Source organism: Glutamicibacter nicotianae (assembly GCF_016907615.1).
Classification (GTDB): domain Bacteria; phylum Actinomycetota; class Actinomycetes; order Actinomycetales; family Micrococcaceae; genus Glutamicibacter; species Glutamicibacter nicotianae.
Genome location: NZ_JAFBCH010000001.1, coordinates 409,820 through 425,387, shown reverse-complemented (window position 1 = coordinate 425,387; position 15,568 = coordinate 409,820). Strand labels below are relative to the sequence as shown.

The following is a 15,568-nucleotide window of genomic DNA, read 5'->3' as shown; positions in this document are numbered from 1 at the left end:
ATGGGACTGTTCGGCCGGAAGCCGCAGTTCAGCTTCGATCAGATCGACTCGCTCATGTCGCGGATCCCTGATCTGCAATTGGGCGCAGTGAAGTTCTCGGCCCACACGCTCGCAGCCGGATGGAGGAAGACCACTCCCAAACCGGGCATCGACCTGACTACGTGCGGGCTGACCGGCTGGCTGGAACTTGAAGAAACCCTGCGCTTCACCGAGGGCACGCTGTCGGTGCATGAAACCTGGAACGGCTCGCCCGCACTGCTCTTCATCTCCACCCCGGCGAGCGCTCCGGCGGATTCCGCGGCAGGCGAGGCGCTGGCTGGCGTCCCCGAAGGCCATGCGGGCATTCTGCATCCCGGCGAGGACGGAAATCTGCAGCTTCTTGCCACCTTGGATCCGGTGCAGCTGGAACAGCTCGACCGGTGGATGCGCACCTTTCCGAGGCTGTAACACCCCGCCTGCCCTGCAAGGACGCTTCGCGCTGAATACCGCAACCTGACGCGGGAATCCTGCGGATGGCCCCATCCGCTTCCACCAATATCAGCACAGTCATTCGACGCACATTCACGCATACCCCCAGCCCTATTTTTGACATACCCCCTGGGGTATGTCCTATGGTTAATTCAACACCCCACAGAAAGGATCCACCATGCTTCTGGAACGCTTCTACGACGAAGACCTGGCACAGGCCAGCTACTTCATCGGCTGCCAAGCCAAGGGCGAAGCAATCGTCATCGATGCCCGCCGCGACATCTCCGGGTACCTGGCGCTGGCCGCCAAGCACGGGATGCGCATTGTTGCGGTGACCGAAACGCACATCCACGCCGACTACCTCTCCGGCACCCGCGAACTGGCCGCCGCCACCGGAGCGGCCACCTACGTCTCGGGCGAGGGCGGCGCCGACTGGCAGTATGGCTTCGAGGCCGAACGCCTGATGGACAAGGACACCATCGCCCTGGGAAACATCACCGTGACCGCGCGCCACACCCCGGGCCACACCCCGGAGCACCTCTCGTTCCTCATCACCGACGGCGCCTTCAGCGACCAGCCCGGCTACATGCTCTCCGGCGACTTCATCTTCGCCGGCGACCTGGGCCGCCCGGACCTGCTGGACGAGGCGGCCGGCGGCGTGGACACCCGCTTCGCCGGGGCCAAGCAGCTCTTCGCCTCGCTGAAGAACGTCTTCCTGCAGCTGCCCGACCACATCCAGGTCTACCCGGGCCACGGTTCGGGCAGCGCCTGCGGCAAGGCGCTGGGCGCCGTGCCCTCCACCACCGTGGGCTACGAACGCAACTTCGCCTGGTGGGGCAGCTACCTGGCGAGCAACGACGAGGCAGGCTTCATCGCCGAGCTGCTCGACGGCCAGCCCGACGCCCACGCCTACTTCGCCCGCATGAAGCGCCAGAACCGCGATGGCGCCAAGGTGCTCGGCCCCCTGCCCGAGCTCGTCGAGTTCACGGCGGAGCAGATCATCGAGCAGACTGCCTCGAATGACGCGGTCTTCGTCGACACCCGCGGACACCTGGCAGTGGCCGAGGGCACCGTCGCCGGCGCGCTGGCCATCCCCGCCATCGCCAAGATGGCGAACTTCGGAGCTTGGGCCTTCGACCCGGAAGCCGATGACCGCCAGCTGATCCTGTTCGCCGAGGACCTCCAAGCCGCGCAGCAGATGCGCGATCACCTGATGCGCGTGGGCATCGACGCGGTGTCCGGCTACGCGACCAGCCTCGAGGGGCTGCCGGCCTTCACCCCGCCAAGCGTGGCCCCGGCCGAGCTGGAGCACTTCGAGCACGCACTGCTGCTGGATGTGCGCAACCGCAGCGAGTTCGCTGCCGGCGCCATCCCGAACGCCAAGCACATCTCGGGCGGGCGCGCCCTGTGGTCCCTCGACGAACTGCCGGCCGACGGAAAGATCGTCACCTACTGCCAGAGCGGACTGCGCAACTCGATCGTCGCCAGCGCCCTGCGCGATGCCGGCTACGACGTAATCGAGCTGGCCGGAAGCTATGCCGGCTGGACCGCCGCCATGGCCAAGACCAACGCCTGACCCATCCCGAACCCCAAGGAAGCACCCGAAATATGAGCACCCCCATCAACGTCATGGACCCCGCGACCCTGAAGAACCTGCTGGCCGCCGAGGATTCGGCCGTCGCAGTCCTGGATGTGCGCACCCCCGCGGAATTCGAATCCGTGCACATCCCCGGCTCGTACAACCTGCCGCTGGACCTGGTAGCGGAACACGCCCACGACGTGACCCGCAAGCTGGCCAAGCAGATCGTGCTGGTCTGCCAGTCCGGCACCCGCGCAGGGCAGGCGCAGCAGAAGCTGGCCGACCTCCAGATCGAATCCGGCAGCGTGCTGGATGGCGGCATCTCCGCCTGGGAGAAGTCCGGCGGCGAGGTGGTGCGCGGCACCCAGCGCTGGGCCATGGACCGCCAGGTTCGCATGACCGCAGGCTCGCTGGTGCTGCTGGGCTTCATCGGCTCCAAGCTGGCCAGCCCCAAGCTCGGCTACTTGTCCGCGGGCATCGGAGCGGGCCTGGTCTACTCCGCGGCCAGCAACTCCTGCGCCATGGCCAGCGTGCTGTCCAAGATGCCGTGGAACAAGGCAAGCACCAATGGCAAGGCCAACCCGCTGGCGCAGATCCCCAATGCCGGGCAGCAGCTGAACCCGCACGGCAAGTAGGCGCGGGCAGTGGAACCATTTTTGATACTGGTCCTGGCCCTGTCAGTCGTCGTCGGCCTTGCCCTGGGCCTACTCGGTGGCGGCGGTTCCATCCTGATGGTTCCACTGCTCACTTATGTGGCGGGCATGGAAGCCAAAGAGGCCATCACCACGTCGCTGTTCGTGGTGGGCGCGACCTCGCTGGCCAGCCTGCTGCCGCATGCGCGGGCCCGCAATGTCCGCTGGGCCGCAGGCCTGGTCTTCGCCGCTTCGAGCATGAGCGGCGCGCTGCTCGGCGGCCTGGCCAGCGCCGCCATTCCCGGTGGCGTTCTGATGGCGGCCTTCGCCATCATCATGATGGCCAGCGCACGGAACATGATCCGCGGACGGAAGAAGGACAACGATGCCGCGGCCAAGGGGCGGTCGCTGCTGCTGTACATTCCCGTCGGACTGGCAGTCGGCATGGTTACCGGATTGGTGGGGGCCGGCGGCGGATTCCTCATCGTTCCGGCCCTGGTGCTGCTGGCAGGGGTGCAGATGAAGCACGCGGTCGGCACGTCCTTGCTGGTCATCTCGCTGAATTCGGCCTCCGGAATGCTGGGGCACCTGAATTCCACTTCGGTCAACTGGCCGTTGGCGCTGTCCATTACCGCGGCGGCGATCATCGGCTCGCTGGTCGGGGCACGGCTGACCGCCCGGGTTCCGGAGCAGAAGCTGCGCCGGGGATTCGGCTATTTCGTCCTGGCCATGGGCATCTTCGTCCTGTCCCAGGAACTGCCGAATCCGGCAGGACTCGTCCTTGCCAGTGCCGCCACGGTCGTCGCCGTTGCCTGGGTGCTGTGCACCAAGGTCCCGGCAGTGGCCGCCATCTGTCCCTGGCGCAAAGCCCACGCTGGCCCGGCCCCGACTGCGGGCTAGCTCGCATCTACCCATAGGAATACCCATGAAACCGCTAGAATTGACCGAGACGAACTTCGCTGAAACCGTCAAGTCCTCCCAGATGCTGCTGGTCGACTTCTGGGCAGCCTGGTGCGGCCCGTGCCGCAACTTCGCGCCCGTCTTCGACACCGCGGCAGGCCTGCACGAGGACGTGGTCTTCGGCAAGGTCAACACCGAGACGCAGCAGGACTTGGCGGCCGCCGCCCAGATCACTTCCATCCCGACGCTGATGGCATTCAAGGACGGCGTGCTGGTTTACTCCCAGCCCGGCGCACTGGATTCCCGAGGCCTGGAAGAATTGGTCGTCTCGCTGAAGAACTTGGACATGGACGCCGTGCACGCCGAACTGGCCGCCGCTCAGACGTCCGAGCCATAACCCCGGGGTCCGCCCCACGGTCTTTTCGAAATGGAGCACATCATGCGCAATGCGGATGAAGCCACACGCAAGCGAATCCTGAACCGCCTGAAGCGGGCCCGCGGCCAGCTTGATGCTGTCATCAACTCGGTGGAGGGCGACGGCAAATGCCGCGATGTGGTGACCCAGCTTTCCGCCGTATCCACCGCGCTGGACCGCGCAGGATTCGCCATCGTTTCCTCGGCCATGCAGCACTGCCTGGTTGATCCGGAGCAGACCGCCGAAGCCGAAGACGGCTTGACCATCGAGGAGCTGGAAAAGCTCTTCCTTTCACTTTCATAGATCTACGGCTATCACGCCAGAAAAGGAGGCACCCGATGTGCCGACAGGTTTCCTGCAAGAAATGCGGCAAGACCACATGGGCCGGGTGCGGCCAGCACGTTGATTCGGTCATGCGCGGCGTTCCCGCCCGCGACCGCTGCCAGGGCCACGATAACGAGCCGAAAACCGGCTTCTTCAGCCGCCTGTTCGGCCGCTAGAACCTGCCTTCGCCCCCGCCCATCCACCACAGATGCCTGCGCGGGGGCCGCAGCAGCTCGCGTTGTTCACACAATGGTCCCGATAAGCCAACCATTGTGGCAACGATGAGCCGTGGCAGTTGCCTGCCCGTTCAGGATACCCAGGCGACATAGACAGGTCGCAGTTACCCTGCGCCAGCGTTCTTTGGAATAATCCGAGGTAATGACCATGCGCGTGCTGCAGATCGGATGCTCCGCGGGTCAGCGAGGCATCCGGCACCGCGCTCCGGCTGACCCCAAAGGAATCCCATCATCATGACCTCTAAAATCCGTATTGGCATTGCCGGCTACGGCAACCTCGGCCGCGGCATGCAGGCCGCGATCGCGAAGAACCCGGACATGGAGCTGGTCGGCGTCTAGACCCGACGCGACCCGCAGGACCTGCAGCTGGCCAGCCCGGCGCCGCGTTTCGCCATCACCGAGCTTCAGCAGCACACCGACCAGATCGACGTGCTCATCCTGTGTGGCGGTTCGAAGTCGGACCTGCCGGAGCAGGGCCCGAAGTACGCGGCGCTGTACAACACGGTGGACAGCTTCGACACCCACGCGCGCATCCCCGAGTACTTCGAAACCGTGGACGCCCCGGCGAAGGCCGCCGGCAAGACCACGCTGATTTCCGCGGGATGGGATCCCGGCATGTTCTCGATCAACCGCGTGTACGGCGAGGCGCTGCTGCCCGACGGGGAGACCTACACCTTCTGGGGCCGGGGCCTGAGCCAGGGCCATTCGGATGCTGTGCGCCGCGTGCCGGGTGTCGCCGCCGGCGTGCAGTACACGATCCCCAGCCAGGAAGCGATCGACCGCGTGCGGGACGGCGAGCGCCCGACCCTGGGCACCCGAGAAAAGCACCAGCGCGAATGCTTCGTGGTGCTCGCGGACGGTGCGGATGCCGAGGCGGTGCGCGAAGCGATCGTCACCATGGAGCACTACTTCGACCAGTACGACACCACGGTTGAATTCATCGACCAGCAGACCCTGGCGGCCGAGCATTCGGCGATGCCGCACGGCGGGTTCGTGATCCGCTCGGGCAACACCAGCGATGCGCAGAAGCAGGTCATCGAGTACTCGCTGGCGCTGGGTTCGAACCCCGAGTTCACTTTCAGCGTGCTGGTGGCCTACGCCCGCGCCGTGCACCGCATGAACCAGGCCGGGATCACCGGCGCGCAGACCGTCTACGATGTGGCCCCGGGGCTGCTCTCGCCGAAGTCGGCGGCCCAGCTGCGCGCGGAACTGCTCTAGGAAGCGGCCAGCGGGTCCTTCTCCCAGGACTCCACCGGTCCCGGGACCTGCACGAACAGCGGATGCAGGGCCAGCTGGCCGGCTGGTTCCAGGCGGGCGATGCGCGCAGGATCCCGGACGGTCAGCTTGCGCAGCAGGTGTTCGCGCTCGAAGCGCACCTGCCCGCCGGTGACCGGGATCTTCTGCAGCTGCGCGGGTGCTGCCGGATGCAGGATCTTGGAGGCGTCGAAGCTATAGCCCCGGGCATCGGCCTCGTCTAGCAGGCCCTGAAGATAGCCGCCCAGATGCACCAGCGGAGCGGGCTGCGCCTTGAACCGCAGCAGCTGCGGGTGCTCCGTGTACCCCTTGGTCTGGCCGGCCAGCGTCTTCTGCGCCAGCAGGGTTTCACGCCAGCAGGCGACGAGCCCTTTGGGGTCGAGCAATGAAGGGTGCAGGGACCAGAGGCGCATGGGCCCAGACTAGTGCCAGTGCTAGCCGGCAGGGAACTCGATGATCTCGCTTCGGATCAAGAAGCGCTTGCCTTCAGGGGCCTCCACGGAGAAGCCGGAGCCGCGCCCGTTGACCACGTCGACGGTCAGCTTGGTGTGCTTCCAGTATTCGAACTGCTCCTTGGACATCCAGAACTCGATCTCGCCCAAAGCGGCACCCTCGGCATCGTCCAGGGCGAGCACGCCGAGCAGGATGTCCGATCCGCCTGTGCGGAATTCGCCGGCCGGATAGCACATCGGCGAGGACCCGTCGCAGCAGCCTCCGGACTGGTGGAACATCAGTTGGCCATGGATCCCCCACAGCTTGCGCAGCAGTTGAAGGGCGTCGGAGGTGAAAGCCACCCGGGAGAAATCCTCTCCCTCGATGGCGGCGCGCGTTTCGGTGACGGTGCTCATGGCCTGCTCCTGTTCATGGTGGGCCGCTGCGCGCGGCCCGGCAGGAAGCTCCCGCCGGGCCGCGCACCGGGCTATGCAGTGTAGTCGATGACGACGCGCCCGTCGATCTTGGCGTGGCGCATCTCGTCGAAGACCGCGTTGATGTCTTCCAGTGGACGGGTGTGGAAGGTCGGCTTGATCTTGCCGGCCGCATAGAAGTCCAGCGCCTCGATCATGTCCTGGCGTGTGCCGACGATCGAGCCGCGGATGGTCAGGCCCTTGAGGACGATGTCGAAGATCGGGGCAGGGAAGTCGCCGGCGGGAAGGCCGTTGAACACGATCGTTCCCCCGCGCCGGGTCACGCCAATGGCCTGCCCGAACGCTGCCGGGTGCACGGCGGTGACCAGCACCCCGTGGGTCCCGCCGACCTTCTCCTGGATGATCTCGGCCGGGTCCTGCGCGAACGCGTTCACCGTCAGCTCGGCCCCATGCTTGGTGGCCAGCGCGAGCTTGTCGTCGGCCACGTCGATGGCGACCACGCGCATGCCCATGGCCACCGCATACTGCACCGCGATGTGCCCCAGCCCGCCGATGCCGGAGATCGCGACCCACTGGCCCGGGCGCACCCCGGTCATCTTCAACCCCTTGTAGACGGTCACCCCTGCGCAGAGCACCGGGGCGATCTCGTGCGGGTCGGAGCCCTCGGGAATGCGGGCGGCGAATTTCGCGTCCACCAGCATGTACTGGCCGAAGGAGCCGTCCATCGAGTAGCCGCCGTTGGACTGGGATTCGCACAGCGTCTCCCAGCCGGTACGGCAGTATTCGCAGCTGCCGCAGGCGCTGGCCAGCCAGGCGTTGCCGACAACATCGCCCTCTTCGACCTCGGTGACGCCTTCGCCGACGGCGACTACGGTGCCCACGCCCTCGTGCCCGGGGACCAGCGGAAGCTTCGGCTTGACCGGCCAGTCGCCCTCTGCGGCGTGCAGGTCGGTGTGGCAGACGCCGGAGGCGATGAGCTTGACCAGGGCCTGGCCCGGTCCGGGCTGCGGGATCGGGATCTCGCCTACCTTCAGGTCATCGCTGAAGTTCTCGACTATTGCGGCTTTCATGGTACTCATGTACGTTGTCCTTTGCATAGCTTCAAAGGCGCGCGACACCCTTGCGGGTCCGGGAAATGAGGCCAATCGTGCCCCGGACGCGGTCCTGGGCGGACCGCGCGCCTTTGAAGTTCATGGGATGGATCTCCGAACCGGGCGGTTCGGGTGGGATGGTGCTTCCCCGGCTTAGAAGAAGCCGAGCTTGTCCTCCGAGTAGGAGACCAGCAGGTTCTTGGTTTGCTGGTAGTGGTCCAGCATCATCAGGTGGTTTTCCCGTCCGATGCCCGAGGACTTGTATCCGCCGAAGGCGGAGTGCGCCGGGTAGGCGTGGTACTGGTTGACCCACACGCGGCCTGCCTGGATGGCTCGGCCGGCGCGGTAGGCCACGTTGCCGTTGCGGCTCCACACGCCCGAACCCAGTCCGTACAGGGTGTCGTTGGCGATGGAGATCGCGTCGTCGTAGTCCTTGAACTTGGTCACCGCGACCACCGGACCGAAGATCTCCTCTTGGAAGATGCGCATGTCATTGGTGCCCTCGAAGATGGTCGGCTGCACGTAGAAGCCGCCGGACAGTTCCCCGCCCAGATCCGCGCGGCCGCCGCCAAGCAGCACCTTGGCACCCTCGGCTTTGCCGATGTCCATGTAGGACAGGATCTTCTCCAGCTGGTCATTAGAGGCCTGGGCACCCATCATGGTCTCGGTATCCAGCGGGTGGCCCTGCTTGATGGCCTTGGTACGGGCCACGACATCTCCAATGAACTTCTCGTAGATGCTTTCCTGGATCAGTGCACGCGATGGGCAGGTGCAGACCTCGCCTTGGTTCAGCGCGAACAGGGTGAAACCTTCCTGCGCCTTGTCGTAGAAGGCGTCGTCCTTGGAGGCAATGTCCTCGAAGAAGATGTTCGGGGACTTGCCGCCCAGTTCCAGGGTGACCGGGATCAGGTTTTCCGACGCGTACTGCATGATCAGCCGGCCGGTAGTGGTTTCGCCGGTGAAGGCGATCTTGCGGATGCGCTTGTTGGAGGCCAGTGGCTTGCCCGCTTCCACGCCGAAGCCATTGACCACGTTCAGCACGCCGGCTGGCAGCAGGTCGCCGATCAGTTCCATGAGAACCAGGATGGAGACCGGGGTCTGCTCGGCGGGCTTGAGCACGATCGCATTGCCGGCAGCCAGGGCCGGGGCGAGCTTCCACACGGCCATGAGCAGCGGGAAGTTCCACGGGATGATCTGCCCGACCACGCCCAGCGGCTCGTGGTAGTGGTACGCGGTGGTGTCCTCGTCGAGCTGGGAGAGGCTGCCTTCCTGGGCGCGGATTGCTCCGGCGAAGTAGCGGAAGTGGTCAACTGCCAGCGGCAGGTCGGCGTTCAGGCACTCGCGGATGGCCTTGCCGTTGTCCCAGGTTTCGGCCACGGCCATCATTTCGAGGTTCTCCTCGATGCGGTCCGCGATCTTGTTCAGGATGACAGCGCGTTCGGCAGGACTGGTCTTGCCCCAGGCCGGTGCCGCCGCATGCGCCGCGTCCAGCGCGACTTCGACATCTTCTGCGGTGGATCGGGCCACCTCGCAGAAGACCTTGCCGGTGACTGGGGTGATGTTCTCGAAGTACATGCCCTTGACCGGAGCCACCCATTCGCCGCCGATGTAGTTCTCGTAGCGTGGCTTGAAATCTACCAGCGCCCCATCGGTATTCGGATTTGCGTAAACCGCCATTGCTCCACGTCTCCTTCATCGGATGTCCTGGCCGCGATTGCCTCATCGCGGAACCTTGAATGTGACTCTAGTCACTCAAAGGTTGCAGGAAGGTTGCAGCGTTCGGAGCCGGCGGGCAGAGCCTCAGCCGGACTGGCGAGCCGGCGCTGCCGGCTGCAGTTCGCGCTCGGCGCCAGCCTTCTCGCGCCGCCCGGTCCGCGCCGCTCCGATGCCTGCGGCGATCACCAGCACAAGCCCGGCCAGGGCCGCCATACTGGGCACCTGGTGCAGGAAGACCACGCCGACGGTGGCGGCGATTGCCGGTTCCAGGCACATCAGGGTGCCGAAAGCCGAGGCGGCCAGGCGGCGCAGGGCCAGCAGCTCCAGGCAGAAGGGCACGACGGGAAGCAGCAGGGCCAAGCCCAGGCCGATGGCCAGCACCGGCAGATCCAGCCGCCCCAGTACCCCTGGTCCAACCACCAGCGTGGCGGCCAGGGCCGCGACTGGCATCGATACCGACAGGGCACCGACCCCGTCCACCGCATCTCCGGCGCGCTGGGTCAGCAGCACATATGCCGCCCAGCAGACGGCCCCGCCCAGGGCATAGAGCACGCCGACCAGGTCGGCCGATCCGTTCCAGGGTTCGGTCAGGCCCAGCATCCCGGCCGCCGCGGCCAAGGCCCACCAGCGCCCGGCACCCCTCCCCTGGACCAGCGCCACGGCCAGCGGCCCGGTGAATTCCAGGGCGCTGGCGGTGCCCAGCGGGATCGTCTCGACGGCACGCATGAAGGAGAGCGTCATGCCTGCGGTAGCCAGCCCCAGCAGCGCGCACATCACCAGCGTGGAGCGGCTGAAGCGCAGCCGCCAGGGCCGGGCGAAGGCCACGAGGATCACCGCGGCCCAGGCCAGCCGCAGCCAAGCCACGCCGTCGGAGCCCAGGGTTGTGGCCAGGCCGATGGAGGCAGCCAGCCCGAGCTGGACGCAGCTCATCGAGGCCACGGCCATCAGCGATCCGGCACCAGCTGAATTCACGGCGTGCACGGGGGTTGAAGTCATGGATCCAGTAGAGACCACCCGGGCCATCCATGTCCACGCGAGAATTATCGACATATCATTCAGGATTCATGGACAATGTTTTCCATGGAAACCCGCCGCCTGCAATACCTGTACGAGCTGTCCCGCACCGGTTCGATGCGGGCGGTGGCCGACGTGCTGGGAACCACCACCTCAACGGTCTCCCAGCAAATCGCACAGCTCTCCCGGGAGGTCGGAGTCAAGCTGCTGGCACCCGACGGCCGCGGGGTGCGGCTGACGCCAGCCGGCCGCCGGCTCTCCGAGCATGCCCGCGGCATCCTCGGTGCCGTGGATGCCGCCCGGCTGGATCTGGATCCCGAGGCTGCGCCGTCGGGCACGGTGCGGGTTGCGGGTTTCGCCACGGCCATCCGCACCACCTTGATGCCGATCATCCAGCAACTGGCCAGCGACCACCCGGCGGTGCAGATCGTGGTGCTTGAGCTGGAACCCGCCGAGGCGCTCCAACGGCTGGCCGCCGACGATATCGACCTGGCCCTGACCTACGACTACAACCTGGCCCCGGACACGATCGGCCCGGAAGTCGACACCCTTCAGCTGTGGAGCACCCCCTGGGGACTGGGTGTTCCCGCGGCCGATGCAGCGCGCCTGGGCGCGGGAGCGCTGGCGGAAGCGGCTGGCGTGCTGGCAGCCTTCCGGGAACGGGATTGGATCGGCAACTCGCGCAATATCGCCGACGAGACGGTGCTTCGCCTGCTGTCTTCGATGACCGGCTTCAGCCCGCGGGTGCGCCACCACGCCGACAGCCTCGACCTGGTCGAGGACCTGGTCCTCGCCGGGATGGGGGTAGGGCTGCTGCCCGAGAACCGGCCGGCACGCGAAGGGCTGTCGATCCTGCCGCTGCACCGGCCAGATTTGCGGCTGCGGGCCTTCGCCCGGACCCGTGCCGGACGCAGCGCATGGCCGGCACTGGCCCTGGTGCTGCAGAAGATGCGCGAACTGCGATAATCCGGGAGCTCAGGATTCGAGTTCCTGGACCTCGGCAACTATCAACGAGCGCGCCGGCGACTGCGCAGGAAGCTCGCGCAGGGCTGCCCGCAACAGGTCCGAGTCGGCCAGCTGGCGGCCCAGGTTCAGCAGCTGCCGGGCGGTGCCGCGGTCCAACGCCATTTCGCGCAGCGCCGCTTCCATCCGGTGCAGCAGCGCCACGATGCCAGGTGCTTGGGAGCGGGCCAGCAGTCCCGGCGAGTGCAACGGCAGGGCGGCTTCGAGGTCGCCGGCTTCCAGTGCTTGCCTGAGGCGGCCGAAGGTCGTCTGCAGGTCCCATTGCAGGCGGTAGGGGCGCGAGGTCAGGTTGCGGCCCGGGGAACCCGCAAGCACCTTGCGCAGCCTGACGATTTCGGCGCGGACGGTGCCTTCGGCCGCGGCATCCGGGCGCTCAAACAGCTCCTCGACCAGCTGCGCGGTGCTCAGGCCTTCGCGATAATGCGCAAGCAGCGTCAGGATCTCCGCATGGCGCAGGGATACGGGCGTCGAGCCGAGGTGGGCTCCGTCGGAGCGCCCCAGGTCCAGGTAGTCGGGATCGGCCACGACGCCGGCGCCGGGCAAGAGCAGCTGCGTTTCCGCGGCCATGACCGCCGCTTGCAGCAGCGGCAGCGAGTGCGTGGCGATGGCCTCCGGGCCGCCGGTCAGGTCTATTGCGCCAATCACCTGCCCCGTGCGCGGATCGCGAATCGGCACCGCGGAGCAGCTGAAGCGGTGGGCCTGCTCGTAGAGGTGCTCAGCACCGGAAACCTGCGAGCCGGCGCCCGTTGCCAGCGCCATCCCCGGCGCGGACGTGCCCACGCTCTTCTCGGCCCAGTCGGCACCCGCCATGAAGCCCACGCCTTCGGCTTGGCTCATGGCGCCATTTCCACCCGCTACCCACAGCAAGGTTCCGCCGGCGTCGGCAAGGGCCACCAGGAGATTGGCGTCCATGGCGGACGGGACCAGGAGCTTCTCGAAAACTGGCCAGATCCGCTGGAGTTCGCTGCGTTCGCGTGCCAGACGCAGATGGTCATCGCTAAGTACTGACGGGACGCGCAGGTCAGCGGAACTTTCCAAAGATCGCTTCCAGGAATCCCGTACATCCTGACGCAATGGGAGGTCGGCAACGCCGGCTCCGCTGGAGCCCAAAAGCTCATGGGCATGCTGAGCGCGACGCGATGCGCCAGGCCAATCAATGGCAAACCCACTCATGCAATTTCCTCGCTAGCAAGGCTCGATTTCCGCAGTTCCCACAAGCGTAGGCGACGGGCGGGCCTTTGAGAAGAGCCTGTCCTGCCGGGGCAAGGATTGATAGTAGATAATTCACCTGAATCGCTGCTAGAAAATAGGTGAAATATCTACTGAAAATTATTTCCCTTCCTTTTTGACCCTCACCGTCCACGCCGAATTCCCGGTCAGCGTGGCCCGGCTCTGGGACGCCTACCTCGACCCGCGCCAGATTGAGAAGTTCTGGGGACCGGTAGAGTACCCGGCCACCTTCACTCGCCACGACGCCGCCCCCGGAGGCTACTCGAACTACCACAAAACCTCGCCCGAAGGCGAACAGTACCACGGATACTGGCACTGGCAGGAAGTGGTCGACCAGAAATTCTTCGAGGTCATCGACGGTTTCGCGAACAACGACGGCACCTCGAACACTGAGTTGCCCAACTCGCGGCTGGTCTTCACCTTCGACCCGCTGCCCGAAGGCACGAAGCTCACGGTCACCGGAACGTACGCTTCGGCGGCGGACCTGGAACAGGTCGTCGCAATGGGAATGATCGACGGCACCCGTTCGACCATGAGCCAGATCGAGCAGGTGCTCATCGACCTGCGCGACTACGCGCAGACCTTCGCCACCGCGGCCGAAATTGTTTCCGACACGCAAGTTCGCGTCAGCCGTCTGGTTCGCGGCACCCGCCAGCAGGTCTGGGACGCCCACCACGATCCGGAACTGGTCAAGCGCTGGCAATACGGTCCCGATGGCTGGAAGATGACCAAATGCGAATTGGCCTCCGGCGTCGGCGAGAGCTACCTGCTGTGGTGGGTCCCTGACGATGGCGGCAAGGGGTTCGGATTCAGCGGAACGATCCTCGAACGCGTTGAGGGCCACTACGAAGCGAGCACCGAGCTGCTCGAAGGTGGAGAGGAAATGCTCGGTTCCGGCGTGCCCGGATCCGTCAACCTGCTGACGTTCACCAGCACCACCGGCGGCACATTGGTGATCACCTTGATCACCTACCGCGACAAGGCCGCTCGCGACGCGATGCTCGCCACCGGAATGGCCGATGGCATGGAAGCCAGCTACGCCCGGCTGGAATCGATTCTCTAAGCGATTCGCCCCACATCCGGCGCCTTGGCGCGCGCATATATGAAAGACTTAGACCCATGAGTTCTCAGAATGCGCGCGCAGGCCTGGATAAGCAGGCCGAACAGGTCCAGGACATGTTTGACAAGCTGGCTCCTCGCTACGACTTGCTCAATACCTTGATGACCGGCGGCATCGTGAACTACTGGCGCAAGATCACCACCGAGGCGATCGCGCCGAAGCCCGGCGAGCGCATTCTCGACCTGGCTGCAGGTACCGGGACTTCCTCGGTCCCGCTGGCCGAAGCAGGCGCAAAGGTGACCGCCTGCGACATGTCCAACGGCATGCTCGCCGAGGGCCGCAAGCGCTACCCGCAGCTGGACTTCGTGTACGGCGACGCCCATGAGCTTCCTTTCGAAGACGACACCTTCGACGCGGTGACCATTTCCTACGGCCTGCGCAATATCGACGACACCGAGAAGGCCCTGTCGGAAATGCGCCGCGTGACCAAGCCCGGCGGCCGCATCGTCGTCGCCGAGTTCTCCACCCCGACCGTCACCCCGATCAAGGTGGCCTACCAGCAGTTCCTGCCACGCGTCATCCCTGCGCTGGGCTACCTGGTGTCGCCTAACCCTTCCGCCTATGCCTACTTGGCTGAATCCATTGCCGCCTGGCCAGACCAGGAAAAGCTGGGCACCAAGTTCGTCAACGTCGGCTGGAAGAACGTGGAATACCGGAACCTGACCGGGGGCATCGTCGCCGTTCACCGCGCCTGGAAGTAGGGCTTCCGCAGAATTTCTTCTTGGTCCGCATCCACCGGATGCGGGCCAAAAGACTTTAAGCGGACCTGCTTCGAACCCGGGCGGTGTTATTTTGCCCGCTCAGCTGGCATGCTTGAGTCCGTGAGCCAGACCTCGACCGAATCGCGGCATTCCGCTATGAGCTGGAAGCTGGTGCCTGCCGCCTTGCTCTCGGCTTCCGCAGCGCTGCTCTTCGGCGCCGGCAACGGCCCTGCGGGCTACGGCTTGCTGGCGCTGAGCCTGCTGTGCGCAGCTCTCATCGACCGCAGGCTCGCCCAGCATCTTTCGCTGATCGCGGCAGGTCTGGTGCTCATCAGCCTGGTTCCGCTCAACGCCGATCTGAGCTTGGGCCACATGGCGCAGATGGGCACGGCGCTGGCAGCGGCGGTCCTGCTGCCCTGGCTGATCTCGCGCTTCGCTTGGCGCGAGCAAATCATCAAGTTCCCAGTGAACACCGGTCGCAAGTGGCCTTTGGCGGCGAAACTGTATCTGCTGGGCGTGGTGGCGCTGGGCTTCCTCATCTTGCCGGTGTACCTGATCAGCACCGGCGTCTACCAGAACTGGCCAGACGCCTCGGACCCAGCCATCTTCTGGCGGCTCTTCATCGGAGTCAATTCGGTGGGCATCTGGGACGAGCTGTTCTTCATCTGCACGGCATTCGCCTTGCTGCGCCAGCACTTTCCCGACTGGCAGGCCAATATCCTGCAAGCGGTGATCTTCTCCTCTTTCCTGTGGGAGATCGGCTACCAATCCTGGGGCCCGTTGCTGACCTTCCCCTTCGCCCTGCTGCAGGGCTATACCTTCAAGCTGACGAAGTCCTTGTCCTATGTCGTGAGTGTGCACCTGATCTTCGACCTGGTCCTGTTCCTCGCGCTGGTCCACGCGCATAACCGGGACTGGCTCCCGGTCTTCTTGTATTGAACGGTCAACTCCTGTTTTCCTCCCGGCTGCACGCGTTGGCATGGATACCTGCTAAGCCAG

17 protein-coding genes and 1 pseudogene are annotated in these 15,568 nt (G+C 65.5%); 12 read left to right on the top strand and 6 right to left on the bottom strand.

The features are described 5' to 3' along the window. The 8 genes and pseudogenes from JOE62_RS02150 to JOE62_RS02115 form a co-directional block, all read left to right on the top strand. Positions 1-447, top strand: a complete 447-nt coding sequence (locus JOE62_RS02150) for a hypothetical protein (protein WP_204719958.1) — start codon at positions 1-3, stop codon at positions 445-447. 199 nt (positions 448-646) lie between these two features. Then, complete coding sequence (locus JOE62_RS02145; protein WP_204719956.1) at positions 647-2,044, top strand: MBL fold metallo-hydrolase; 1,398 nt, start codon at positions 647-649, stop codon at positions 2,042-2,044. Between the two features lie 32 nt (positions 2,045-2,076). Then, positions 2,077-2,682 carry a rhodanese-like domain-containing protein gene (locus tag JOE62_RS02140; protein WP_204719954.1) on the top strand — a complete coding sequence of 202 codons (606 nt, stop codon included), beginning with the start codon at positions 2,077-2,079 and terminating at the stop codon, positions 2,680-2,682. Positions 2,683-2,691: 9 nt separating this feature from the next. Further along, a complete protein-coding gene (locus JOE62_RS02135; protein WP_204719952.1) occupies positions 2,692-3,579 on the top strand; it encodes a TSUP family transporter in 888 nt (295 codons plus the stop codon). A gap of 25 nt (positions 3,580-3,604) precedes the next feature. After that, on the top strand, positions 3,605-3,976 hold the full coding sequence (gene trxA, locus JOE62_RS02130; protein WP_038993623.1) for a thioredoxin: 372 nt from the start codon (positions 3,605-3,607) through the stop codon (positions 3,974-3,976). A 42-nt stretch (positions 3,977-4,018) separates the two neighbouring features. Next, entirely contained in the window at positions 4,019-4,297 is a 279-nt protein-coding gene (locus JOE62_RS02125; protein WP_038993621.1) for a metal-sensitive transcriptional regulator, read from the top strand. Positions 4,298-4,332: 35 nt separating this feature from the next. Continuing rightward, the gene (locus tag JOE62_RS02120) at positions 4,333-4,494 is read left to right on the top strand and encodes a DUF8730 family Cys-rich protein (RefSeq protein WP_204719950.1); all 162 of its coding nucleotides are present in this window, start codon (positions 4,333-4,335) and stop codon (positions 4,492-4,494) included. Positions 4,495-4,905: 411 nt separating this feature from the next. Continuing rightward, a pseudogene (locus tag JOE62_RS02115) lies at positions 4,906-5,772 on the top strand (diaminopimelate dehydrogenase); the annotation flags it as partial. Here the strand turns inward: JOE62_RS02115 and JOE62_RS02110 are convergent. The 5 genes from JOE62_RS02110 to JOE62_RS02090 form a co-directional block, all read right to left on the bottom strand. Continuing rightward, positions 5,769-6,221, bottom strand: a complete 453-nt coding sequence (locus JOE62_RS02110; RefSeq protein ID WP_204719948.1) for a pyrimidine dimer DNA glycosylase/endonuclease V — start codon at positions 6,219-6,221, stop codon at positions 5,769-5,771. The pseudogene JOE62_RS02115 and the gene JOE62_RS02110 overlap by 4 nt on opposite strands. 21 nt (positions 6,222-6,242) lie before the next feature. After that, positions 6,243-6,656 carry a DUF779 domain-containing protein gene (locus JOE62_RS02105; RefSeq protein ID WP_204719947.1) on the bottom strand — a complete coding sequence of 138 codons (414 nt, stop codon included), beginning with the start codon at positions 6,654-6,656 and terminating at the stop codon, positions 6,243-6,245. A 71-nt stretch (positions 6,657-6,727) separates the two neighbouring features. Further along, on the bottom strand, positions 6,728-7,753 hold the full coding sequence (gene adhP / locus JOE62_RS02100) for an alcohol dehydrogenase AdhP (protein ID WP_204719945.1): 1,026 nt from the start codon (positions 7,751-7,753) through the stop codon (positions 6,728-6,730). A gap of 165 nt (positions 7,754-7,918) precedes the next feature. Beyond that, complete coding sequence (gene adh / locus JOE62_RS02095; protein WP_204719943.1) at positions 7,919-9,442, bottom strand: aldehyde dehydrogenase; 1,524 nt, start codon at positions 9,440-9,442, stop codon at positions 7,919-7,921. A gap of 123 nt (positions 9,443-9,565) precedes the next feature. Further along, positions 9,566-10,477 (bottom strand): EamA family transporter, encoded by a 912-nt coding sequence (locus JOE62_RS02090; RefSeq protein ID WP_239543138.1) that lies wholly within the window; start codon positions 10,475-10,477, stop codon positions 9,566-9,568. Positions 10,478-10,552: 75 nt separating this feature from the next. On the opposite strand from JOE62_RS02090, the gene JOE62_RS02085 reads away from it, so the two are divergent. Then, a complete protein-coding gene (locus JOE62_RS02085) occupies positions 10,553-11,461 on the top strand; it encodes a LysR family transcriptional regulator (protein WP_204719941.1) in 909 nt (302 codons plus the stop codon). A gap of 9 nt (positions 11,462-11,470) precedes the next feature. Here the strand turns inward: JOE62_RS02085 and JOE62_RS02080 are convergent, their stop codons facing one another. Then, positions 11,471-12,691, bottom strand: a complete 1,221-nt coding sequence (locus tag JOE62_RS02080; protein ID WP_204719939.1) for a GAF domain-containing protein — start codon at positions 12,689-12,691, stop codon at positions 11,471-11,473. A 172-nt stretch (positions 12,692-12,863) separates the two neighbouring features. Here JOE62_RS02080 and JOE62_RS02075 point away from each other — a divergent pair, with 172 nt between their 5' ends. The 3 genes from JOE62_RS02075 (at position 12,864) to JOE62_RS02065 (ending at position 15,508) form a co-directional block, all read left to right on the top strand. Then, positions 12,864-13,811, top strand: coding sequence for an SRPBCC family protein (locus JOE62_RS02075; RefSeq protein ID WP_239543136.1), 948 nt, complete (start codon positions 12,864-12,866; stop codon positions 13,809-13,811). Positions 13,812-13,867: 56 nt separating this feature from the next. Next, the gene (locus JOE62_RS02070) at positions 13,868-14,569 is read left to right on the top strand and encodes a demethylmenaquinone methyltransferase (protein ID WP_204719937.1); all 702 of its coding nucleotides are present in this window, start codon (positions 13,868-13,870) and stop codon (positions 14,567-14,569) included. A gap of 156 nt (positions 14,570-14,725) precedes the next feature. Continuing rightward, entirely contained in the window at positions 14,726-15,508 is a 783-nt protein-coding gene (locus tag JOE62_RS02065) for a CPBP family intramembrane glutamic endopeptidase (protein ID WP_204723189.1), read from the top strand. Positions 15,509-15,568: the final 60 nt, after the last annotated feature.

Bases quoted from the DNA above. Each gene is read 5' to 3' on its own strand.
- JOE62_RS02150 (WP_204719958.1), top strand. From the start codon at position 1: ATGGGACTGTTCGGCCGGAAGCCGCAGTTCAGCTTCGATCAGATCGAC.
- JOE62_RS02145 (WP_204719956.1), top strand. From the start codon at position 647: ATGCTTCTGGAACGCTTCTACGACGAAGACCTGGCACAGGCCAGCTAC.
- JOE62_RS02140 (WP_204719954.1), top strand. From the start codon at position 2,077: ATGAGCACCCCCATCAACGTCATGGACCCCGCGACCCTGAAGAACCTG.
- trxA (WP_038993623.1), top strand. From the start codon at position 3,605: ATGAAACCGCTAGAATTGACCGAGACGAACTTCGCTGAAACCGTCAAG.
- JOE62_RS02125 (WP_038993621.1), top strand. From the start codon at position 4,019: ATGCGCAATGCGGATGAAGCCACACGCAAGCGAATCCTGAACCGCCTG.
- JOE62_RS02120 (WP_204719950.1), top strand. From the start codon at position 4,333: ATGTGCCGACAGGTTTCCTGCAAGAAATGCGGCAAGACCACATGGGCC.
- JOE62_RS02110 (WP_204719948.1), bottom strand. From the start codon at position 6,221: ATGCGCCTCTGGTCCCTGCACCCTTCATTGCTCGACCCCAAAGGGCTC.
- JOE62_RS02105 (WP_204719947.1), bottom strand. From the start codon at position 6,656: ATGAGCACCGTCACCGAAACGCGCGCCGCCATCGAGGGAGAGGATTTC.
- adhP (WP_204719945.1), bottom strand. From the start codon at position 7,753: ATGAGTACCATGAAAGCCGCAATAGTCGAGAACTTCAGCGATGACCTG.
- adh (WP_204719943.1), bottom strand. From the start codon at position 9,442: ATGGCGGTTTACGCAAATCCGAATACCGATGGGGCGCTGGTAGATTTC.
- JOE62_RS02090 (WP_239543138.1), bottom strand. From the start codon at position 10,477: ATGACTTCAACCCCCGTGCACGCCGTGAATTCAGCTGGTGCCGGATCG.
- JOE62_RS02085 (WP_204719941.1), top strand. From the start codon at position 10,553: ATGTTTTCCATGGAAACCCGCCGCCTGCAATACCTGTACGAGCTGTCC.
- JOE62_RS02080 (WP_204719939.1), bottom strand. From the start codon at position 12,691: ATGAGTGGGTTTGCCATTGATTGGCCTGGCGCATCGCGTCGCGCTCAG.
- JOE62_RS02070 (WP_204719937.1), top strand. From the start codon at position 13,868: ATGAGTTCTCAGAATGCGCGCGCAGGCCTGGATAAGCAGGCCGAACAG.
- JOE62_RS02065 (WP_204723189.1), top strand. From the start codon at position 14,726: ATGAGCTGGAAGCTGGTGCCTGCCGCCTTGCTCTCGGCTTCCGCAGCG.